The sequence below is a fragment of the Sulfuricurvum sp. genome (genome assembly GCF_028710345.1).
Classification (GTDB): domain Bacteria; phylum Campylobacterota; class Campylobacteria; order Campylobacterales; family Sulfurimonadaceae; genus Sulfuricurvum.
The window spans coordinates 293,512-316,382 of sequence record NZ_JAQTUH010000003.1; the positions used below are offsets into that span (position 1 = coordinate 293,512).

Annotated in this window: 21 protein-coding genes and 1 tRNA gene; 10 read left to right on the forward strand and 12 right to left on the reverse strand. The window is 41.3% G+C overall.

Going from position 1 to position 22,871, the window contains the following annotated elements:
* Positions 1-41: 41 nt before the first annotated feature.
* A complete protein-coding gene (locus PHC76_RS06130) occupies positions 42-941 on the reverse strand; it encodes a hypothetical protein (protein WP_299974758.1) in 900 nt (299 codons plus the stop codon).
* A gap of 184 nt (positions 942-1,125) precedes the next feature.
* Positions 1,126-1,836 carry a DUF1566 domain-containing protein gene (locus PHC76_RS06135; RefSeq protein ID WP_299974761.1) on the reverse strand — a complete coding sequence of 237 codons (711 nt, stop codon included), beginning with the start codon at positions 1,834-1,836 and terminating at the stop codon, positions 1,126-1,128.
* A 226-nt stretch (positions 1,837-2,062) separates the two neighbouring features.
* Here PHC76_RS06135 and PHC76_RS06140 point away from each other — a divergent pair, with 226 nt between their 5' ends.
* On the forward strand, positions 2,063-2,296 hold the full coding sequence (locus tag PHC76_RS06140) for a hypothetical protein (protein WP_300209865.1): 234 nt from the start codon (positions 2,063-2,065) through the stop codon (positions 2,294-2,296).
* On the opposite strand, the gene PHC76_RS06145 is transcribed toward PHC76_RS06140, so the two are convergent.
* The 3 genes from PHC76_RS06145 to rpmB form a co-directional block, all read right to left on the reverse strand.
* Positions 2,289-3,218 carry a ribose-phosphate pyrophosphokinase gene (locus tag PHC76_RS06145; RefSeq protein ID WP_300209867.1) on the reverse strand — a complete coding sequence of 310 codons (930 nt, stop codon included), beginning with the start codon at positions 3,216-3,218 and terminating at the stop codon, positions 2,289-2,291. The genes PHC76_RS06140 and PHC76_RS06145 overlap by 8 nt on opposite strands.
* A gap of 225 nt (positions 3,219-3,443) precedes the next feature.
* Positions 3,444-4,631: a bifunctional glutamate N-acetyltransferase/amino-acid acetyltransferase ArgJ gene (argJ, locus tag PHC76_RS06150; RefSeq protein ID WP_299973115.1), complete on the reverse strand. Its 1,188-nt coding sequence runs from the start codon at positions 4,629-4,631 to the stop codon at positions 3,444-3,446.
* Between the two features lie 112 nt (positions 4,632-4,743).
* Positions 4,744-4,932 (reverse strand): 50S ribosomal protein L28, encoded by a 189-nt coding sequence (rpmB, locus tag PHC76_RS06155; RefSeq protein WP_015652778.1) that lies wholly within the window; start codon positions 4,930-4,932, stop codon positions 4,744-4,746.
* Positions 4,933-5,060: 128 nt separating this feature from the next.
* Between rpmB and PHC76_RS06160 the strand changes: the two genes are divergently transcribed.
* The 5 genes from PHC76_RS06160 to PHC76_RS06180 are packed head-to-tail and all read left to right on the forward strand — an operon-like array spanning position 5,061 to position 9,300.
* Complete coding sequence (locus tag PHC76_RS06160) at positions 5,061-5,885, forward strand: histidine kinase (RefSeq protein WP_299973119.1); 825 nt, start codon at positions 5,061-5,063, stop codon at positions 5,883-5,885.
* Positions 5,873-7,267 carry a chemotaxis protein CheX gene (locus PHC76_RS06165; protein WP_299973122.1) on the forward strand — a complete coding sequence of 465 codons (1,395 nt, stop codon included), beginning with the start codon at positions 5,873-5,875 and terminating at the stop codon, positions 7,265-7,267. Before PHC76_RS06160 ends, PHC76_RS06165 begins: the two co-directional genes overlap by 13 nt.
* A gap of 29 nt (positions 7,268-7,296) precedes the next feature.
* Entirely contained in the window at positions 7,297-7,938 is a 642-nt protein-coding gene (gene rpe / locus PHC76_RS06170) for a ribulose-phosphate 3-epimerase (protein ID WP_299973125.1), read from the forward strand.
* A gap of 1 nt (position 7,939) precedes the next feature.
* Positions 7,940-8,527, forward strand: a complete 588-nt coding sequence (locus PHC76_RS06175) for a phosphoribosylanthranilate isomerase (protein WP_299973128.1) — start codon at positions 7,940-7,942, stop codon at positions 8,525-8,527.
* Positions 8,527-9,300: a 3'-5' exonuclease gene (locus tag PHC76_RS06180; RefSeq protein WP_299973131.1), complete on the forward strand. Its 774-nt coding sequence runs from the start codon at positions 8,527-8,529 to the stop codon at positions 9,298-9,300. Before PHC76_RS06175 ends, PHC76_RS06180 begins: the two co-directional genes overlap by 1 nt.
* A gap of 2 nt (positions 9,301-9,302) precedes the next feature.
* Here PHC76_RS06180 and accA read toward each other — a convergent pair whose 3' ends face one another.
* The 5 genes from accA to gpmI all read right to left on the reverse strand — a co-directional run bounded on the left by accA (position 9,303) and on the right by gpmI (position 14,185).
* A complete protein-coding gene (gene accA, locus PHC76_RS06185) occupies positions 9,303-10,238 on the reverse strand; it encodes an acetyl-CoA carboxylase carboxyl transferase subunit alpha (protein WP_299973133.1) in 936 nt (311 codons plus the stop codon).
* A gap of 9 nt (positions 10,239-10,247) precedes the next feature.
* Positions 10,248-11,465: a beta-ketoacyl-ACP synthase II gene (locus PHC76_RS06190; RefSeq protein ID WP_299973135.1), complete on the reverse strand. Its 1,218-nt coding sequence runs from the start codon at positions 11,463-11,465 to the stop codon at positions 10,248-10,250.
* Positions 11,466-11,562: 97 nt separating this feature from the next.
* Positions 11,563-11,793 carry an acyl carrier protein gene (gene acpP, locus PHC76_RS06195; protein ID WP_299973138.1) on the reverse strand — a complete coding sequence of 77 codons (231 nt, stop codon included), beginning with the start codon at positions 11,791-11,793 and terminating at the stop codon, positions 11,563-11,565.
* Between the two features lie 71 nt (positions 11,794-11,864).
* A complete protein-coding gene (gene fabG, locus PHC76_RS06200; RefSeq protein ID WP_299973141.1) occupies positions 11,865-12,608 on the reverse strand; it encodes a 3-oxoacyl-ACP reductase FabG in 744 nt (247 codons plus the stop codon).
* Positions 12,609-12,709: 101 nt separating this feature from the next.
* Complete coding sequence (gpmI, locus tag PHC76_RS06205; RefSeq protein WP_299973144.1) at positions 12,710-14,185, reverse strand: 2,3-bisphosphoglycerate-independent phosphoglycerate mutase; 1,476 nt, start codon at positions 14,183-14,185, stop codon at positions 12,710-12,712.
* An 85-nt stretch (positions 14,186-14,270) separates the two neighbouring features.
* Here gpmI and mraY point away from each other — a divergent pair, with 85 nt between their 5' ends.
* The 4 genes from mraY to PHC76_RS06225 all read left to right on the forward strand — a co-directional run bounded on the left by mraY (position 14,271) and on the right by PHC76_RS06225 (position 17,964).
* Positions 14,271-15,329: a phospho-N-acetylmuramoyl-pentapeptide-transferase gene (gene mraY, locus PHC76_RS06210; RefSeq protein ID WP_299973147.1), complete on the forward strand. Its 1,059-nt coding sequence runs from the start codon at positions 14,271-14,273 to the stop codon at positions 15,327-15,329.
* On the forward strand, positions 15,330-16,553 hold the full coding sequence (gene murD / locus PHC76_RS06215; RefSeq protein ID WP_299973150.1) for a UDP-N-acetylmuramoyl-L-alanine--D-glutamate ligase: 1,224 nt from the start codon (positions 15,330-15,332) through the stop codon (positions 16,551-16,553). It abuts the gene before it with no gap.
* A 122-nt stretch (positions 16,554-16,675) separates the two neighbouring features.
* Positions 16,676-16,751 (forward strand) — tRNA-Phe (locus tag PHC76_RS06220).
* A 139-nt stretch (positions 16,752-16,890) separates the two neighbouring features.
* On the forward strand, positions 16,891-17,964 hold the full coding sequence (locus PHC76_RS06225) for a Fic family protein (protein ID WP_299973153.1): 1,074 nt from the start codon (positions 16,891-16,893) through the stop codon (positions 17,962-17,964).
* A 329-nt stretch (positions 17,965-18,293) separates the two neighbouring features.
* Here PHC76_RS06225 and PHC76_RS06230 read toward each other — a convergent pair whose 3' ends face one another.
* Together PHC76_RS06230 and PHC76_RS06235 are read right to left on the reverse strand one after the other, a co-directional pair.
* On the reverse strand, positions 18,294-19,547 hold the full coding sequence (locus PHC76_RS06230) for a diguanylate cyclase (protein ID WP_299973156.1): 1,254 nt from the start codon (positions 19,545-19,547) through the stop codon (positions 18,294-18,296).
* Positions 19,540-22,857 (reverse strand): response regulator, encoded by a 3,318-nt coding sequence (locus PHC76_RS06235; protein WP_299973159.1) that lies wholly within the window; start codon positions 22,855-22,857, stop codon positions 19,540-19,542. The genes PHC76_RS06230 and PHC76_RS06235 overlap by 8 nt, the downstream gene beginning before the upstream one ends.
* Between the last annotated feature and the right edge of the window lie 14 nt (positions 22,858-22,871).

Genomic DNA, 22,871 nt, shown 5'->3' on the forward strand with positions numbered 1-22,871 from the left:
GAGTATAGCCAAGGGGTTTCACCCCTTGCCCCCCCCTAAAATCATTTACTTTTCGCCGCCTCAACCGTTTTTGGAATGATATTGAGTGCTTCCTTGAGTGCGGTTCCCCATGGTGCCTGAGCATCGGTTGGGATAGTGGCAAAAGCGTTATCCTGCGAGGTATTCCAGTTAAATACTTGATCGAACTCTTCCACCGTTTGAACGTATCCGTTTTTAAGATGGAGATAAAGTCGTCCTTCGCGCAAAGCATGACGACGGTTAAAAAGCCGTTCAGCCTGATCGATAAGCGATTTTCCAAATCGCATCAGCAACACTGACATCAATACCAACAATCCGTAAAATGTAAATGATTTGACAAATGCAACCAATTCCTCACGCCATGAATTTTCGATCTCTTTGTCCATTACGGATAAAACAAACACCTGATTTGCTGAATGATTATTATCAAGTAGCATATTCGGAGCTATCTTCGTATATGTTTCAAACATAGCAGTATTATTATGTTCTATATATTTTGGTTCAATCCCTGACAAAGATAGACTAAACTGACTACTGCCTGCAATCCAAATGCCAAATACAATAGGAATCAAGCCAAATAGAATTGCTAATTTACCCCATAATTGATAGCTATTTGCCTCATTTTCAAGAATGACAATCGCTTTTTCGACAAATAAATCGATAGCTGAAAGACGATAAATATTCTCCATTTCGTCATTTTGGCTAATATCCTCTATTTTTTTATTCCGATTACACAACATGCTTACAATAAGATTGTTTTGAAATACTCGAATAAACGATTTATGTCTAACATCAAGACGATGTTTAACTCTTGCATTTTCTTCCTTCGGTTCAATTACGTTGGCTTCGTTACACTGATTCTCATCAGAGTTCTTGCTGTCATCAAAATAATCATGAACTATTTTTTTTATTTCACTGTACATTGGTGTATCCTTTAGTTTTTTGTTTTGATTTTTGTAGGAGAACATTTGAGGTAAAAGAAAGTGGGAATATTACGAGGTGTCCATCCACCTCTCCTGTGTTAAATTTTTTTGACGCTACCCTTATGTAAGCTCACCATTTTCTCACTCACAACTCTATGCAAGTGAGAATAATGGAAGCAGAGTATCAATTCGGATACAATTCGTTTCGTTTTACCCATTTTTCCACAGGGGTATTAATCCAGTTATTACAATTACCTTTGTAATCGCGTTGTGAACATTGAGAATCATTGGTTTGGATTTTGACTAGATTGCCTTTGATTTGTATAACAATCCCACTGGATGTATCATCTCCCTCTTGGAGATTTTTACGGAATTTGGCTATTTTTGCATTATAGGCATCTTCTCTTACTTGTTCAGCTTTTTTTTCGTCAGCCACATACTTGTCATATTTCTTAACCAAAGGGTCAGAGGACTTTCCAGAACGAACACAACGAGGATAATTTGTATCTTCCTTTGACGACACACGAGGTTTCCAACAGTCACCGTTGTAATCACAGTAATACTCAAATATTTTACCATCATTTCTTATAGTAGAACTCCAATAACTGCTATTTTCCTTATGTTTCTCCAATACTGCATTATATTGATGCAAATTTTGTAAGGAGTTTATATCTGGTAATTTCCAGTCATCATATCCTGCAAATGAAAGATTTTCACAATAATCCATCGCTTTTGTCCAATCTATATATTTACTTCTTACTTCATCATTGTCTTGCCACATTAGATGTGTATCAGTATCAACTATTATCTCCGTGTTGCTATCCCTAAACATTTTTCCATTTGCCATACTGCTCATCAAAGCAACTACTATTATTCCGTTTATCCACTTTTTCATGTTTTTCCTTTTTAAGTTTTAATTTTCTGTCATACCGAACTCGATTCAGTATCTCAAAAATAGATATACCCCGTGTCGTGGCACGGGATGACTGGATTCTCGCCTTCGCTGGGATGACGGATACGCTTAATGAGAAGTTCACGGCGGAGCGGTGTTTTTAAAGAGGATTAGAAATGGGGATGGTGATTTAGAGATACGATGGGAAAAATAATGAGGATAGGATTCTATGCACGACACGCTTGCATCGCCACTTTTACTCTCTCTCTCTCTCTCTCTCTCTCTCTCTCGAAGAGCGCAGAGTTGGGGAAGTATCCGTGATGCGTCGAACCATACTATCCCCTCTGTTTGTTTGGATTATTATAACAAGATAAGGATTGATTATGCAAGGTTTGTGTTAGATGCTGTGATTAATATGTGGGCAGTGCGAATAAACTTCGCACTATTAAATGAGATTAACTAAAAAGTGAGTTAACGCTCTCGTTGTGGTAAACACGACGGATAACTTCGGCAAAAAGCGGTGCAACGCTGAGGACTTTAATTTTATCACTTTGACCGCTCAATACCAATGTGTTGGAAATTACCAACTCATCCAACTCACCGTTATTAAGGTTGTCATACGCTTTTCCGCTGAGCACGCCATGTGTCGCACACGCCATAACCGATGTTGCTCCACGTTTTTTCAGTGCAGAAGCCGCTTTTACCATCGTCCCTGCCGTATCGACCATATCATCGATGATAATGATATCTTTACCCGCTACATCACCAATGATGTTCATTACTTCAGACTCGTTTGCTTTTTCGCGACGCTTATCGACGATAACCATCTCAAGTCCAAGTTTTTCAGCAAAATAACGAGCACGCGCAACCCCACCGATATCTGGAGAAGCGATGACAGGATTTGCGAGATTTTTAGAGCGGATATACTCTTCGAAAATAATCGCACCGTAGAGGTTATCTACCGGAATATCAAAGAAACCTTGAATTTGACCTGCATGCAAATCGATGGTAACAACACGATCAATCCCTGCGGTTTCGAACATATCAGCAACGAGTTTTGCGGTAATCGGAACGCGAGGAGCCGCTTTACGATCTTGTCGTGCGTATCCGAAATACGGTACAACCGCCGTAATAGAGTTAGCCGATGAGCGACGAAGGGCATCGGTCATAATCAACAATTCCATCAAGTTATCGTTCGATGGGGCACCCGTACTTTGGATGATAAAAACATCACGTCCGCGAACACTTTCAGAGATTTGAACGTTAATCTCTCCGTCACTAAAACGTTTGACTGAAGCTTTGGAGAGGGGAACATCAAGGGTTCGACACACTTCCGCTGCAAACTCGGTACACGCTGAACCGCTGAAAATTTTATATCCGCGCATGGGTTTTCCTACTTATTTTTATACGCCATCGGAACTCGTCCCGATTGGCTACGTTAACACTAGGTTTCCTTCGGCAGGAAGCCCAAATCACTTGTGATTTATTTTTTGGTTTTTATAGGCGCGATTATAGCAAGAGGAGACTTAGGGTGAGATAATACAGCATTGTCATCCTGAACTTGATTCAGGATCTTAGATTCCGTATCAAGTACGGAATGACGAAAGGTTTTAGGTTCTATAATCCGCATTAATTTTGACGTATTCATGTCCTAAATCACATCCGTATGCAGTAAACGACCCCTCACCCACACCGATATCACAATGGATAGTAAAAGTATTTTTTTTCATTACCGCTGCGGCAAGCGGTTCAAGCTCTTCATTAAACAACAACTCCCCTTTTTGGTAAACACACACCTCATCAAACCAGATACTGAGAGTCGCTTCATCACATGCAATACCGCTTGCACCGACCGTCGAAGCGATACGTCCCCAATTTGGATCTTGTCCAAAAAGTGCCGTTTTTACCAATAATGAGTTTGACAATGCTTTGGCACATACTTCCGCTTCACTATTGTCTTTGGCTCCAGTCACTTTATAGGTCACCAGTTTCGTAGCCCCCTCGCCATCACGCACCATCTCTTTAGCTAAAAAGAGCATAATAGCCTCTAATGTCCCTTTAAAAGCGGCTCGATGAAATGCACCGCTTTGGGCGTTAGCCATTATCAAAACAGTATCGTTGGTTGAAGTGTCTCCATCCACACTCGCGGCATTAAAGGTTGTGTGGACACACTCATTCACCATAGCTTGCATCGTCTCTTGATCTACCTCTGCATCAGTCGTGATAAAGCAGAGCATCGTTGCCATGGCTGGATTAATCATCCCGGCACCCTTTGCCATTGCACCGATGCGAAATGATTTCCCTCCATCAAGACGCACTTCAAAAGCAATCCGTTTCGCAAAAGTATCGGTGGTCATAATCGCTTCCGATGCGGCAATACCATCACGACGAGAGAGGTCAAAATTCATTGCCCCCTCAATAATCTTTGCTTTAGGGAGACGTACACCGATAACTCCCGTCGAGCTCATAACAGGGTTCTCTATCTGAGGAAATTTTGTATTTACCGCGTTAAGCACTTCATCAATATCACTGATACCGGCACTTCCCGTCATAGCATTGGCATTTTTGGCATTAATCAGGACAAAATTACCTTTGAACTTCCCTTTTTGTCGAAAATGGCGGATTGGGGCTGCTGTCATTTTATTGGTCGTAAAGACAGAAGCTATTTCACAAGATGTTTCTGAGTAGATAAACGCACAATCTTTAGCGCCCTCTTTTTTTAATCCTATATGGATGCCATCGGCATAAAAACCATGAGCAGCGCACACACCGCCGTCAATTGAGTGAAGAGTATACATGAAAATTCTCCTAGAAAAACAAGTGAGACATTATAAGAAATTTTAGATTACAAAAAAAGAAAGAGAAGAATGGGAGGAATCTCCCGAGTATGCGTGGGGACCACGCGAGAGATTACGAATCTTTTTTAAGGGTACGAAGCTCAGAAGCAGCGATACGAAGTTTTTTCGTAGTACCGTCTTCAAGTGTTACACGAACAGTACGTAGATTTGGTAAAAAACGACGTTTTGTTCTGTTTTTCGCGTGAGAAACGTTGTTCCCGCTCATTGGGCCTTTACCACTAATAGCACATTTTCTTGCCATCTTGGGGCTCCTTGCGTAAATTTAGGTTGCGAATTTTATCTCAAACAACCCAAAGTTTACCTTAAGGAGAAAACTATTCCTCCCCTAAAGTTTCCTTTAACCAAGAAGTATTACAATAAACAAAAACATTGGATACCCCTGATAACGTGATTACCTCAGAAGAAATCAATCTTTATATCCAAAACATCCCCTCTGCCCCTACCGTAGTGCGCCAAGCGCTCCAGTATGCCCGAGCTGGTGATCTTATAAAAGCAGCAAAATCTGCAGAAGAAGATCCAGCATTACGCCATTATTTGAAAATTCTTGTCAATCGCCCCCTTTATGGATTTAAAAATGAAGTAAGTGATGTATCTCAAATTTTTGGAATTTTAGGGGTTTCAGCAACACAACAATGTCTCTATAACTATCTATTAAGTATCCTTACTCCCAAAAAATGGGTTCTTTTTTCCCTCACCAACCACCAATTCTATGATTTACAAGCCGCTTTGAGCCAACGATGGGAGAAGATTCTTACCCATCTTAAAATCGATAACAAAGAGATTCGTAGTGCCATAACCCTTATCCCAGCAACTATCATTGTCTGTGAAGCCTTATTTTCTGCCCATAAAAATGAAGTAAACCAACTTCGTAGTGTTAAAGCACTCGATTACAATACCATTCTTCACCGATTAAGCACTTATGACCTCTTTAGTCTTGCAGGAACTATCGGAAAATTATGGGAGATGGATGAACTATCCATATTGCTTATTGAGAGTTCCTCCGGCTTAAAAGAGGAGATACCTTCTAAAATCAAAACACTTGCTCAATGGATCCATCTTCTCCTTTTTTATGAACTCAGCCAAAGTATCTATGTTATGGCGGGTCTCAATGAGTTTATCGATTTTCAAATCGATTTCGTGGAGGATATCTATGAAGAATTTACAGAGGTAATGGGGTATTCATGCGAGCAGTAGTCAAAGGGCGTATTGGAATATTTCATCTGCAAGGTTTTCTGGATGGAAATAATGCTCCCTCATTCCTCAGTATTGATGATATCAAAGCAACCGAATCGCTTAATGTCGATATGCTACTGGTATCGCTCAAAAAAGTGATCTTTTTTAATAAAAACGGACTTGACAGTTTTGTACGTCTCCTCACCAATATCCGAATTCAAAAGCATATCTCTGTAGGGTTTTGCGATTACGATCATAAAAAATTCCAAGCCATCAATACTTTTTATGGCAATGAGCTCTCCTTTTCCCTCTTTAAAAGTGAAAAAATAGCAGAGCTTTTTGTTGCCGGCAATAAATCCGAATCACGCACCGTTCTTCTCTACAACGATGATCCTTCTCAACGCTCTGCTATGGCGATTGAGCTATTTGATTTTGGGCACAATCCCATTATTGCCCAAAGTAAAGGGGAGTTTGAAGAGAAAAAAAAGAATAAAGAGCTCTATTACGCCATTATCGAAGATACCTATTTAGGTTATTTTGGTCAAAAAGTAGCTACCCGCGTTACCGGAAATGCTATCATTTACACTATTGCAAATTTTTTGGATGCTGAAATCAGCGATAGTTTTAATATCGCCTATCATAACAATTCACTTAATGTCGGTTTTCGTCTTTTTATATTTGATGCCTATAAAGTCATCTCGATGAACATTCATGCCCTCAATTTTTTCACCAAACTTGCCTCTTCCGCAGCTGAATATAACGCAACGATTTGTTTTGTCGGACTTACATTTGAAAAAACGCCGGAAAGTTTTAAAAACGACCTTGAAGATGCTGGGATGCTCTTTTACAAAACCATGGATGATATTCTCAAAAATAAAGAGCTTCTGCAAGAACTCGGTGGCGGTGGCGGAGCAACAGCAAAACAACATCGTACCCTCAACAAATCATTAGTGAATGAGTTACCCAATTTTATCGATGCTACCGTTTCCACAATCGCCATGATGACCAATGCTGAAGCGACCAAAACGAAAGTCAACATTCAAAAATTAGAGATCGATAATGCATCCGATAAAGTTGCCAGTTCAATCGGATTTTATGGTGATATCGACGGTCTTATCATCCTCGTATTTCCAAAAAATATTGCTAAAAAAGCGTGTGAACTTCTCATAGGTACCGAAGATGTCACCGATGAAGATGTCTTAGACTCTCTCGCAGAATTTGTCAATATCATCGGTGGACGTGCCAAAGTACTCCTCTCAGAACACAAAAAACGACTCGATATCACCTTGCCTCGTACCTATGCCGATATCGATACCCTCCTCGAAGTTGCCCAAAATAAAAAAGGGGTTCAAGTAGACTTGAGTTTTGAGGGGCAAAGCTTTATCTTCTTTTTGACACGCTAAAATGTCAAAAAGATTTAAAAGGTATTTTCATGCTTGTTGCCCCTAGTGTCCTCTCTGCCGATTTTGGTAATTTAGCGCGCGACGTTCGTGCCATTTGTGATGCGGGATGCGATTTAGTCCATGTTGATGTGATGGATGGGCATTTTGTCCCCAACCTCACCATCGGGCCTGTTGTGGTCAGTGCAATTGCTGCAGCGGCGACCAAACCGCTCGATATCCATCTCATGGTTGAGAACAACACTTTTTTTGTCGATCTTTTCGCCCCACTCAAACCTGAATATATCACGTTCCATATTGAAGAGGAGAAACACCCTCACCGCCTCGTACAGTATATCCGCTCTCTGGGTATTAAACCGGGGATTGTCCTCAATCCTCATACTCCCGCTGAATCGGTCGAGTATCTCCTCGGTGATGTGGATATGGTTTTAGTCATGTCGGTTAATCCAGGATTCGGAGGGCAAAAATTTATCCCGACTGTTGTTGAAAAAATTGAACGTTTAAAAGCTCTTCGTGATCAAATCAACCCTGCGTGTCTCATCGAAATTGACGGTGGTGTCGGAAGCGATAATATCCAGATGCTCAAAAATGCCGGTGTCGATGTTTGTGTTGCAGGCAGCTATGTATTTGGACAAAGTGATTATAAAGCCGCTATTGAAAGTTTGAAAATCTAACATGCGGGTTAAAATTTGCGGTATCACAAATCTTGAAGATGCTTTTATAGCTATTAATGCGGGGGCTCATGCCCTTGGATTTGTATTTTATCCCGAATCACCCCGCTATATTTCTCCTAAAAATGCCCAAGAAATCATCGCAAAACTCCCTCCATTTGTCGAAAAAGTTGCCCTTTTCGTCAATGAAACACCGGAAAATATCCGCTCAATCTGTTTAGAGAGTGGCTGTACTTTAGCCCAAGTCCATTTTGATGTTGATGATGATTTTTTTAGCCACGTCAACTTCCCGACATTGCGTGTCGTGCGTGCCCAAAAGCGTGAGGACATACTGAAATATGCCGATGAATACCGTCTCATTGATGCCTACTGTGAAGTGTATGGTGGAAGTGGTAAACGGCTCAATATCGAGTGGTTTGAGGGGGTTGATTGTTCCAAAATCATCCTTGCCGGAGGGCTTGATCCTACAAATGTTGCATCTCTCATATCGTATGGATTTTATGGGGTCGATGTCAGCAGCGGTGTGGAAGCCTCCAAAGGAAAAAAAGATCCTCAAAAAGTGATTGATTTTATAAAACAGGCGAACTCCTAATGCCGTTGGATTCCAAACTCATTCACCGTCTCACCAAGCCTCAAGGTATCCAAAAAAATGAGTTTGAGCCCAAAATTGGTGACGATCTCGCAATAGAGATGCTTAAAGCACAAGGGATGAATATTATCCTTCATATGAAAGCTTACAAGTTTCAAACATCCCTCCTCTCGATAAAAGATACGCTCTTTTGTATCGTAGACGTCGAAACCAACGGTTCCAAAACAGCCCATCATCAAATCATCGAAATCGGTGCCGTCAAATTTAAAAATGGAGAAATACTTGATACTTATGAGAGCTTAGTTCGTTGTGATTCCATCTCTGAACAAATTTCTGATATTACAGGGATAACGGTCGAGCAAACGTGTGAAGCACCAGAGCTTAAAACCGTAATGCAAGAGTTTCGCCTCTTTTTAGGAGATGCAGTTTTTGTAGGCCACGATGCAAAATTTGATTATAAGTTTGTCTCGGCAATGATGGAGAGGGTAGGATTAGGAGTATTACTTAATCGTCAACTCTGCACCATCGATTTAGCAGAACGAACCTTCGAATCGGAGCGTTATGGGCTAAAATATCTCAACGAGCTCTATGATCTTCACACCGATGCAACTCACCATCGAGCACTCTCTGATGCGATTACCACCACTAAACTCTTAGAGCAGGTGTTACTGATGCTACCCGATACGATTCATACTACCGAAGAGTTGATTGCGTTTTCAAAAGAGGGAAAAAGAATGGGGCGAATAAAACCCCAAAAAGAGGTGGAAAAAGGATAATTTTATTCGCTAAATTGTCCAACACCGACAAGACGGTTATACCGTTTTTCTAATCGTTCTGCATCACTAAGCTTACGAAGCTCTTTCACTTGGGATAAAAAGTACTCTTTAACTGCTGTAACAGCACCTGCTTTATCGCGGTGCGCACCGATTAACGGTTCATCTATAACATCATCGATCAAGTCCAATGATTTTAGATCTTCACTCGTAATCTTAAGTGCTTTTGTCGCTGCTTCTACTTTTGCCGGATCATTCCACAAAATAGCTGAGCACCCCTCAGGAGAGATAACACTAAACACCGAGTAACGCATCATTGCTAGACGATCAGCCACACCGATAGCCAATGCTCCACCACTTCCACCCTCACCAATAACTACCGAGATACTAATGGTATTAAGATTTGAGAGTTCTAATAAATTACGGGCAATCGCTTCACTTTGATTACGCTCTTCTGCACCAAGTCCAGGATAGGCGCCCGGAGTGTCGATTAACATAAGAAGAGGGATTTTAAACTTTTCAGCCATTTTTGCCATACGCAATGCCTTACGGTACCCTTCCGGATTTGGCATACCAAAATTACGCTTAAGTTTATTTTTGGTTCCGCGCCCTTTTTGTTCACCAATAATCATAACACGCTCATCACCAATCATCCCAAGATAACAGATAATAGAGAGATCATCACGAAAATGGCGATCTCCATGTAGCTCATATTTGGTATCAAACAGGGCATTTATATAATCAAGCGCATATGGGCGATCGGCATGACGTGCTAGCTGAAGCTCTTGATAGGGAGAGAGATTACTGTAGGTTTGCAGAACCTCTTTGTCTAAATCTTGCTTGAGAATATTAACGGCATGGTGATCATAACGAACCTCTGCTGCAATAATATCCTCTTGGATTTGACAAATTTTTTGTTCAAAATCGAGATAGGTAGCCAAAGCAGACCCTTAGATTTTCTTGAAAATAACAACACCATTGGTGCCGCCAAATCCAAAGGAGTTAGACATAACGATATTAAGCTCCGCTTTACGCGCTTGATTTGGAACAATATCCAAATCACAGTTTTCATCCGGATGCTCAAAGTTGATGGTTGGAGGGATAATACCATCACGCATTGCCATAATACTCACCACCGCTTCGATACCGCCGGCTGCTCCAAGACAATGTCCAGTTTGCCCTTTGGTCGAGCTGATCGGAGGACAGTTCTCTTTGCCTCCAAATGCAATTTTAAGGGCTGCTGTCTCATTTTTATCATTCGTAGGTGTACTGGTTCCATGGGCATTAACGTAATCGACTTTTGGATTTCCTGCCATACGAAGTGCCGCTTTCATAGCACGAAGAGGCCCTTCAAGACTTGGAGTAGTGATATGATTTGCATCGCCGCTCTCTCCAAAACCGATAAGTTCTGCATAGATATGAGCACCGCGTGCCACTGCCGCATCATACTCTTCGAGCACCAATGCCGCAGCCCCTTCACCCATAACAAATCCGTCGCGCTCTGCATCAAACGGGCGTGACGCGTGTTTTGGATCATCATTACGGGTACTCAATGCTTTCATTGAGGCAAACCCGCCGACACCCACACCGCTAATCGCTGATTCTGCCGCAACGACGAGCATTTGATCTGCTCCACCGGTCATAATGGTTTTTGCTGCTTCGCTGATACCATGCGTTCCTGCCGCACACGCTGTAACACACGAAAGATTTGGTCCTTGCAAACCATGATCGATGGTTACGAATCCGCCAAGCATATTAACCAATGCCCCCGGAATAAAAAATGGAGAGATACGACGAGGTCCTTTTTCTGCCAAAATAATAGAATTTTTCTCGATTGAAGGGAGCCCGCCGATACCCGATGCGGCACTAATACCAAAACGCTCTTTATCAAAATCTTCCGGAAAATTGGCATCTGCCATTGCTTCTTGCGCCGCTTTGATTCCAAGATGGATGAAACGGTCCGCTTTTTTCACTTCACGTGCATCCATAACCGATTCTGGATTAAACCCTTTTACTTCACCAGCTATTTGGGCACTTTGAGTCGATGCATCGAAAATTGTAATGATGTCGATACCACATTCACCGTCACAGATTGCTTTAAATGCACTCTCTTTATCATGACCAACTGCGTTAATCATTCCCATACCGGTTACTACTATTCGTTTCACATTTTCTCCTGCTGATCGGTGTTCTTAATAGCAGGCTTCGAAAAGCCAACCGTTAAAATCACAAGCACCAAGGGATTCCCCTTGGAGATTTTTATGATTATTTTTTACCTTCGATGTAATTAATTACATCTTGAACTGTTTGGATTTTTTCTGCTTCATCATCAGGAATTTCGATATCGAATTTCTCTTCAAGAGCCATTACCAATTCAACAACGTCAAGGCTGTCTGCACCGAGATCTTCTACGAATTTTGAATCCGCTTTTACTTCGTCTGGGTTAACGCTTAATTGCTCAACCACTACTTCTTTAATGTCTTCCAAAAGTGCCATAATAGCTCCTGTTCATATGAATAAAATCGTCGAATTATAACACATTTAACTTAAGAGGGGAAGCTTTTGCTTTACATAAACATTCCGCCATTGACTTTTAGGGTTTCTCCAGTGATATAACTAGCGTGATCACTGAGTAAAAATGCGGTCGCTTCAGCCACTTCTACAGCATTACCAAAGCGTGCCATTGGGATTTTTGCAGTGAATGCCGCTTTTACCTCTTCTTTAAGTTCATCCGTCATATCAGTTGCAATAAAACCTGGAGTGATACAGTTATAGCGGATACCGCTGGTTGCCGCTTCGATCGCAAAACTTTTGGTCATAGCAATCATCCCACCTTTTGATGCCGCATAGTTGGTTTGCCCTGCATTACCTGTTTCACCCACAATGGATGCCATGTTTACGATACTTCCAAATTTTTGTTTACGCATCGCTTTCATCGCTTCACGGCATCCGATAAATGCCGAAGTAAGATTTGCATCGAGTACACTTGTAAACTCTTCTGCTTTCATACGGAGTGCTAATTTATCATTCGTAATTCCTGCATTGTTAACGAGATAGGAGAGTTCACCATCTGCATCGACAATGGTTTTGATCGCATCGACAAATGCCGTTTCATCCGCCACATCAAACCCGATTACCGCCGCTGTTCCGCCAGCCGCCTCAATTTCCGCTTTTACCGCGTCTGCCGCTGCCGCACCGCTTCGGTAGTTGATCCATACTTTTAGACCATAGCTTGCCAAAACTTTCGCCACTTCTGCACCGATTCCTCTACTTGAACCTGTTACCAATACATTTTTACCTGTGAATTTCATACGCGATTTCCTTATTATTATAATTTTGTTTTCTGTCACTATCGGAACTGACACTTTAGTGTCGGTAAAAAAGCGGGGTTAAAACCCCACCTCCAAAAGCATCAAATCAATGGTGTATCCATTTCGGATGGAATTTCAAGCCCCATCAACTTCAAAACTGTCGGTGCGATATTGTTCAGTGCACCCGAATGAACGTTATCAACACCCTCTGCCATGACGAAACACCACACTTTCCCTACCGTATGGTTGGTCAGAGTATTGCCCGCATCATCGCGCATCTCTTCACAGTTTCCATGATCGGAGGTAAGTACCATCGCATAGTCATGTTGACGTGCAGTCTCTATAATACGACCAAGCTGTTCATCAACCGCCTCAACCGCAGCTGTTGCTGCTTCAAAATTGCCGGTATGTCCGACCATATCACCGTTAGCAAAATTAACAACGACAAAATCAACTCCTTCATCCATCGCTTTGAGAACCGCATCACCCACTTCGGGAGCTGACATTTGCGGTTGCATATCATAGGTTTTGACCTGAGGACTAGGGATCAATACCCGTGTCTCATTTTCATAAGGCTCTTCGACACCGCCGTTAAAGAAAAAGGTTACATGGGCATATTTTTCGGTTTCTGCCGTATGAAGTTGACGTAATCCTGCACGGCTAATCACTTCACTAAGGGTATTTATCGGTGCATCTTTAGGAAATAACACCGGATAAGGGAAACTTTGATCGTACTGAGTAATAGTCGCAAAATGGATAGGTACAAAACGGCGTTCAAACCCACTAAATTCGGAATCTCCCAATGCGGATGAGAGCTGACGCATCCGATCACTTCGGAAATTAAGCGTTAGGACTGCATCCCCCTCACTAAATCCCTCATACCCCTCAAATGCCGTGGGGAGGATAAACTCATCATTTTCCCCTTTGGCGTATGAATTTTCTATATAATCAACAACACTTTGATCCGTATTTGGGGTAGCATTGACTATAGCATCGTACCCTTTTTGGACACGTTCCCAACGGTTATCCCGATCCATCCCATAAAATCGCCCACCCAAAGAGGCAATTTTAATATTACGGCGACCATGCGCTTTTATCGTTTGAACAAAATGGATAGCCGATGTCGGTGAAACATCACGCCCATCAGTAATAAGATGCAACCACACCTCCTTACCCGCATCAGCGGCGATCTCAGAGACACCGATAATATGATCGATATGAGAATGAACTCCCCCATCACTCAAGAGAGCAATCAGATGGAGACGATTACTTGTTTTGATGAGATTACTAAATACTTCGTTGTGCTCAAAACTTCCATCTTCTAATGAGAGCGAGATTTTTACCAAATCTTGATACAACACACGACCACTTCCGATACTCATGTGCCCCACTTCCGAGTTCCCCATTTGCCCCTCGGGCAATCCTACACTCAATCCAAACGTATCGATCAACGAATAAGGGGTTGAGGCAAATAAGGCATCATAGGTTGGTTTTTTTGCCGCATGAAAAGCATTAAAACTCTCTTTTGGCGAATATCCGATCCCGTCGGTAATGACTAAAACGGTTTTTTTGCCCATTTTGCCTCCTGATTAATCAAACTTTTGAGTAATTATATTAAAATGTCACTTGCTTTACAATTTTGTTATTCAAAGAGTCTTCATAATGTTATATTGGTTTCACAAATCTCTCGGTATTAATATTTTTCAATACATTACGGTGCGAGCTGGATTAGCTTTTTTTATAGGTCTTTTACTTACCCTTTTTATTATGCCCCGTTTTATCGCATGGGCACAACGCGGTGCGAAAGTTCAACCGATCAACGAATATGTCAGTGCCCACCAAGGGAAAGCCAAAACACCTACCATGGGCGGTATCGTTTTTATTATCTCTACCGTTATTGCCTCGTTCCTAACCGTAAATATCTTCAACCCTTTTGCCATCGGCGGATTATTGACTCTTGTATTTTACGCCTATATAGGATTTACCGATGACTGGGGAAAAATTCGCGGAGGTGACAACCTCGCAGGGCTAAGTGCTCGTGCAAAACTTACCCTCCAAATCATTTTTGGATTGGCTATCGGACTGTTTCTCATCTATGTTGCTAAACTTGAAACTGGCTTTTACGTTCCATTCGTTAAAACAAGTCTTTTTGATATGGGATATTTTAGTATTGCGTTTTGGGTTTTAGTGATGATTGCCACCTCAAATGCCGTAAACCTCACCGATGGACTCGATGGTTTGGCTACCGTCCCCTCTGTCTTTGCACTTATCTCATTGAGCGTCATCGTTTATATTGTCGGAAATGCCGCGTTATCCCACTATTTATTAATGCCAAAAATTCCTGGGGGGGAAGTGGTTGTTATCGCAGCTGCCCTCATCGGCTCATTAGTAGGCTTTTTATGGTTTAACTGCCACCCTGCACAAGTGTTTATGGGAGATAGCGGTTCACTCACCATAGGTGCTTTTATCGCCTACATGGCAATCATCGGTAAAAGCGAAATCTTGCTTATCCTCATCGGATTTATCTTCGTCATCGAAACGGTTTCGGTAATCTTACAAGTGGGAAGCTACAAACTCCGTAAAAAAAGGGTCTTTTTGATGGCACCGATCCACCACCATTTCGAGATGAAGCAGTGGGCGGAGAATAAAATCATCGTCCGTTTTTGGATTATCGCTTTGCTCTCCAACATCCTCGCCCTCATCACTCTAAAGATTCGCTAAATGGAAAAGATGACTATCGCCTGTTTCGGCTACGGCAAAACGACCCGTGCTATCGCCAAACGTTTCGGACCGTGTACCTTTTTCGATGACAAAGCTATCGAATCGTATAGTGATGAGGATGGCAATACCATCCATCCTGTCTCGAAATTCGACACCACAAAATTTACCCACGAAATCCCCTCACCCGGTATGCCACCTTATCACCCGCTAATCCAAAATGCAACCCATCTCATCAGCGAATACGATTTTTTTGCCCCTACCACTCCCTTTAGTATTTGGATCAGTGGAACCAACGGCAAAACGACCACTACTCAAATGGTGGAACATCTCCTCAGCGATAAAGGTGCAATCAGCGGCGGCAATATCGGTACACCGCTTGCCGATATGTCGAGCGAAGCCCCTATCTGGATATTAGAGACCAGTTCGTTTAGTATGCACTATAACCGTACTGCCGTCCCGAACATCTACGCCCTCCTCCCTATCACCCCCGATCATGTGAGCTGGCATGGGAGCATGGAAGAGTATTACAAAGCCAAACTCAAACCTCTCACACAAATGAGAGAAGGAGAAGCAATAATCTTGCCCAAGATGTTCGCCGATGTTCCCACTAACGGATTTAAAATCCTCTATGAAACAGAAGATGACCTCGCCAAGTATTTTGGATTTGATACGTCGAAAATCAAGTTCAAAGGGGCATTTTTGATGGATGCCCTCATCGCGATGGGGATTGATAAGATTCTCTATGATCGATGTGATTATGATAAAATCAACGCCTTTATTCTCGACCCTCACCGTCAAGAAGAGTTACGTGACACTCAAGGACGTCTTTGGATTAACGATTCCAAAGCAACCAATATTGACGCCACCCTCGCGGCACTACGCACCTACAAAGAGGAAAAAATCCACCTCATCCTCGGCGGAGATGACAAAGGGGTGGAACTCGAAGAGCTATTTACCCCTCTCAAAAACTACGATGTCACCATCTATGCCATCGGAAGCAATGCAGAGCGTCTCAAGACCCTCTGTGAGCACTACGCAATCCCCTGCACCCTATGTCATACCCTCGATAAAGCAGTAGAGCAAATCGACAAAAATCATACCCGTCATACCATCGCTATGCTCTCCCCTGCAGCGGCAAGCTTGGATCAATTTAGCTCATACGCTGAACGTGGGAATCTATTTAAAGAATACGCGATTGGAACAAGTCCCAATTCGCTACGCTAACGCTGAGTTTCCTTCGGCAGGAAGCCCGGTGCAAAAGTATGAATTTAAGGGTGACTCGAAACAAAATAACGATTAAGCTTATTTTTAAGCTTGTATCGCTATAATTGCACTCCACAAAACGTGGCTAATTAGCTCAGTCGGTAGAGCAAATGACTGAAAATCATTGTGTCCTTGGTTCGATTCCGAGATTAGCCACCACCTTATAAAATAATCCCCTCTAATACAATCTAAAAAGACAAACAACAACCCCTTAAATAGTCACTTTAATCACTATTTTTGATCATTTCGGCTAAAATATTCTTTTTAATATTCATGATTTGCGAGGGAGAATGTTTTAATGGATGAATTTGTTCTACCTCCTTTGCCACCAAAATTTGATTTTGACACGGTTGCAATACTCAAACAACTCTCTAAAGCACACAAGGCATTAGCCGAATTAAAAGGGTTTGCCGATCAAATCCCAAATAAAGAGATACTCATCAATTCTCTTACGCTCCAAGAAGCAAAAGACAGTTCAGAGATTGAAAATATTATCACCACTCAAGATGAACTTTTTGAAGCTTTAGCAAGTGAATCCCACCATATTCCTGATAATATCAAAGAGGTTTTGAATTACCGCAAAGCATTGCGTTTTGGTTTTACTCAATTACAACACCGCCAACTTTTAACGACAAACGATATTGTTGCCATTCAACAAGAACTCTCCGGTAATAATGCAGGTATCCGAAAACAAGCCGGCACAGTATTACGCAACGCTAAAACAGGTGAGGTTGTTTACACTCCTCCTCAAGATGAGGCGATGATTTATGAACTGCTTGCTAACTTAGAAAAACAAATCAACGAGCCCGATGAATTAGACCCTTTGATTAAAATGGCGATACTGCATTATCAGTTTGAATCGATTCACCCGTTTTACGATGGAAATGGTCGAACTGGGCGTATCCTCAATATTCTCTATCTTTGCCTTGAGGGCTTGTTAGATGCACCGATACTCTATTTGAGCGGTTATATTATCCGAAACAAAAATGATTACTACCGCTTATTACAAGAGGTGCGAGTCAGCAATGCATGGGAAGAGTGGACTTTGTATATGCTCAAAGGTATTGAAGAGACAGCCGTTCGAACACTAACGAAAGCTAAGGCAATTAAAGAACTTGTAGATGAAACGTCAAATGAGGTCAAAACTAAATTGCCAAAAATCTATAAACGTGAACTCATTGATGCCATTTTTACCGAAGTCTATACAAAAACGGCTCATGTTGAAATTGCTTTGGATGTTGAACGACATGCAGCAGCTAAGTATCTAAAAGAACTCGAAAAAATTGGAATACTGACTTCGCAAAAAAGATCGCGAATTGTTCTCTATATCAATCCTAAACTCTATGCGCTGTTGGGTGAGGGGATATGGTAGTCAAACTACCATATAATTTAAATATGGTAGTTTTTTATATTATTTCTACTATATAAAATAAATATGGTAGTTTTAATCTAAGTAAAGATAATCCTAAAAATAGAAAAAGATCATAGAGCAGTATCATACAAATATCAAGTTACATTGTTGCTAATGTACCTTTTAATGTACCTATTATATTTTAAAACCTTTAAAATATAACAAAATAGGGACTAGGTGGTTGAGAGATTACCACTGCCTCTTCAAACTTTCTCTCAGAGAAGATTTGAAGAGGCTTTTTTCGTTTATACCCCTTCCCTTCTCCATTTTTTAAACTTGAATTGACGGTATTATTGCTCTTTATAAAGCACCACTTGGTTACGCCCTTTGTCTTTTGCACAATACAGTGCTCTATCGAGTTGATGAAACAGATTTTCTGCAAGGGTAGCAGAGTCGTACTGCGCAATCCCGAAACTAGCTGTTTTTTTCCCAACGATATTAAAATTATATTCCTCAATACAAGAACGGAGATTTTCTGCAATTACTATTGCCCCCTCAGCATCCGTATGGGGGCAAATGATGAGAAACTCTTCGCCTCCCCATCGACCGATAACATCAACTTCACGGATATTGGTTGATAAAATTTTTGCAAACTCTTTTAAAATCACATCACCGACTTGGTGTCCATAAGTATCATTAACCTCTTTAAAATGGTCAATATCAATCAAAATAGCGGATAATGGATAAGAGTAACGATGTGCACGCTGTATCTCCGCTTCTAATATTTTGTCCAAGCTGGCACGGTTCATAAGGGCTGTCAAACTATCGGTATTGGCATCATGTTTATAGCGCATCTGAACATCGATATTTTGATAAAAAGCGATATATCCGTTTAACACTCCCTTGTTATCGTAATCAGGGGAAGCGGTTACATGAAACCAATTTGTCCCACCTACAAAATTACGATCCTCAATATCGCCTGCATATGTTTGTCCGCTTTCAAGGGTTTCCCATAAGTTTTTGTACACTTCGGCGGCTGTATTGGATGAGCTCAGAATATTGATATTTTTCCCAATTAAGTCATCCTTTGTGCATTGTAAAAAGGTACAAAAGCTTTCACTGACATTTTGTATCATCCCCTTGAGGTCAACTTTTACATACGCGACATATTTATCAACGACCCCCAAGAGCATACTGTTGGTTTGGAGCGCATTACGCAACTCTTTTTGGAGATGATAGGTTTGGACGCGATTGCCAACACGCACTGACATCTCTTCGGATCGAAACGGTTTGGTAATATAGTCAACGGCACCGGTTTTAAATGCTTTGACAATCGTTTCAGGATTGGTATCCGACGTAAGATAAATGATTGGAATATAGGAAGTCGATGAAGTGGAGCGCAACACCTCGGCAACCTCAAAGCCGGACAAGCCATTCATGACAATATCAAGCAAGATGAGATCTACGGTATGGGTTTTAAGGTACTCAAGTGCCTCTTCGCCGCTGCGAGCAACGAGAACCGTGTAATTATCTTTTAAGGTTTGTGCCGCTAATTTTAGATTAAGGGGTTCATCATCCACTACCAAGATTGAAAAACTATCCATGTAATTCTCCATAAATCGTTTTTAAATGCTCTACTGCACTCTCGTACTCAAATTTCCCCACTGCTTCTCGAATCTTTTCCAATATTTCCGTAGAGCTATAAGAGACCATATAAGACAAACACGCCTCGATCTCATCATCATCCACAAAAGATTTCTCTTCGAGCCGTTTTATCATCGACTCGATGGCAAAACCAATCTCTGGTATGCTTGCATTATTCTGGATCAATATCGGCTGTTGTGAGCTGAAATGGTTTTCAATCGATCTTATTACTCTATCCACTTCCTCACATAATGGACCGCACATCGTAGATTGCAACTCCACATTATCGCTTTCATCTATTAAAATAGCAATCTCATAAACCATTTTCGAGCCAATATTACCACTCACCCCTTTAAGGGTATGGATGAGGCGTTTAAACGCTTCATCACCCGGAACGCACTCCATTAAGCGAAGCGAAAAATCTTTGTAATTTTCTGCAAATTTTCGTAAAAACTGTTCCATCTGTTTAGGCTGAAGCATTTGGGAGAGAGAGCTTAAATCCAGCCCTGCAATGATTTCTACGGATAGTTCCGGAACAATTAAGCCATTATCTCTTGTTTCAATAACCAAATAAGATTCCAAAACCTCTTTTAGCTCTTCGAGATCAATCGGCTTAGAGAGATGTCCGTTCATTCCCGATTCTATTGTCGATTTTTTATCCTGTTCCATAACTGCCGCGCTCAAAGCAATGATCGGAACCGTTTTGTTAAACTCTCGGATACCTCGAGCAGCACTAATGCCGTCCAATACCGGCATTTGCAAATCCATCAATACAAGATCATACTGATTCTCTTTAACTTTTTGAATCCCTATAAGCCCATTCTCTGCAATTTCCACGGTTGCACCAAAAAGTTCTAATAAGTCACGTATTACAAGTTGATTTATCTCATTATCTTCAACCACCAACACAGACCCTTTGACAAAAAAATCTCTTTGGTGAATAGGCTCTTTAACCGGTTTCAATCTCCCCGAATCACCAATAGATTCCAAAAGCACCGAGGGGGTAACAGGCTTATACAAAACTTTTTCAAGGGTAATCTGTTTGTCTAATGCTGCTTTGTGCAACTCTTCTTTAACATGGGCAGTAACCATTATAATGTTCACAAAACTACCATTGGACATCTGCTGAACTTTTTTAATAACATCAAGTCCATCCAGTTCCGGCATCTTCCAATCGATAATGAGATAGTCAAATGTTTCACTCATCATCCGCTCAATAGCCTCTTTCCCGCTCGCACAGACTATCGCCAATGCACCCCATGATTGAAGCATCGATCCGATTAGTTCCCGCTCCAGTTCATTATCATCAACAACCAAAAAGCGCAGATGGTTTAAATAAGAGAGATGTGGACGCCCCTCTGAGCCATAACGCATCCGCAATTTAACCGTAAAATAAAACGTTGAGCCAATACCAGGGGTGCTCTCAAGCCAAATCTTTCCACCCATCAACTCCGAAAGCTGTTTGGAGATTGCCAGCCCTAAACCTGTACCGCCATATTTTCGTGTATTGGAAGCATCACTTTGTGAAAATGGGCTAAATAATCGTAACTGCTCCTGTTCACTAATGCCGATACCACTATCAGATACCGAACACTCCAAGAGTATCTCTTTCGTACTTTTAGAGAGCGATTTTACCCGCACGATAATATCCCCTTGGTCGGTAAACTTAACCGCATTACCGATAAGGTTATTAAATATTTGCCCCAGACGGAGGGGATCACCCTCCAGCGTTAGCGGGATGCTAGGATCAATATCGATATGAAACTCCAACGATTTTTGCGCAATAGAGTATTCAAACAAATCAGAAGAGCTTCGAAGTACCTCCTCAATCGAAAAACTCCTATTCTCAAAATTGAGTTTTCCCGCTTCAATTTTAGAGTAATCGAGAATATCATTAATAACACTTAGAAGCGCTTTAGACGATTGCTGTGCTTTTGTCATGTACTCTTTTTGAGTGGAGGTAAGATTCGTATTAAGCATCAAATTATTTAATCCAATCACCCCATTAAGCGGTGTACGAATCTCATGACTCATATTGGCGAGAAACTCACTTTTAGCTTTATTAGCTTCTCTAGAGGCTTTTATAGCAGTATTTAACTTTTCTTCGTACAGCTTTTGTTCTGTAATATCGATATTAGTTCCAATCATAGCTATCTTTTTTCCCTGTTTATCAAACTGGCAAATACCGGATGCTTTGATATAAGCAATTTCGTTTGAGCTATGTTTCAGTATCCTAAATACCGTGTCAAATTTTCCATCAAATGCTGCTGCATATTGTACCTCTGACTGCGCTTTTGCTCGATCATCAGGGTGTAGGGCTCCTAGCCACATTTCATACGGATTATTTTGGCTTTGGCTTTCAATCCCATAAATGGAATACATTTGTTTGTTCCATTCAAGGGTATCTGAAGCAAAATTCCACGTCCATATACCCATTTCTGCCGATTTGGCTGCTATTTCAAGCTTGATGGCATCCAACTTTATTTGCTCATTTTTGGCATTTTGTTCAGTAATATTTTTTGTACTGATAAGAATCCGTTTTTTATCAGGGAGCAAAGCCAACGACATACTAATCGTAATCACTTTGTCATCTTTTACTCGGCAACGCTTTTCAAAATAGTCCAATGACCCTTTTTCAAGTACTGTATTTAATGCCGTTACTGCTCGATCATGATCTTCCGGCATACTCAGTTCAATACATGATTTTGTGCGTAACTCTTCACGAGAAAATCCTGTCATTTCCAAATAGGCGTCATTGAACTCCAAAAAATTGGTTTGTAGATCGAGAACGGCTATTCCATCACGCGAAATATTAAAGATAGTTTCAAACTCCTCTTTTTGCCGTTGTGTTTCGAGTTTTTGCTTCTCTTGCTCGGTAATATCGATCCCTATGGTCGCCAGATATTCCATTGATCCATCACTTTTTTGAACCAGCATATTGGACCACTCAAAAATCCGTTCTTCTCCACTACGAGATATCCAAGAGTTTTGAAATCGATCTACGATTATCCCTTTTTGAGCATTTTCAATGATAGATTTTACTTTGCCATGCATCGATACAGGCAAAAATCGCTCCCAAAAATAGGGGACAGAAGCGACCTCTTCTTGGGTATATCCTACAAAACTCTGCCCATAATGGTTGAGACGTATCATCCGTCCCTCTCCATCGATCAAAGCAACAATGGAATTAATATTATCAAAAATAGTCAAAAATGCATGATGTTCATCGATGGATGGAGCATTAGAATGGATAGAAGTCATCGATTTCATAGTAGTCTCTGTTA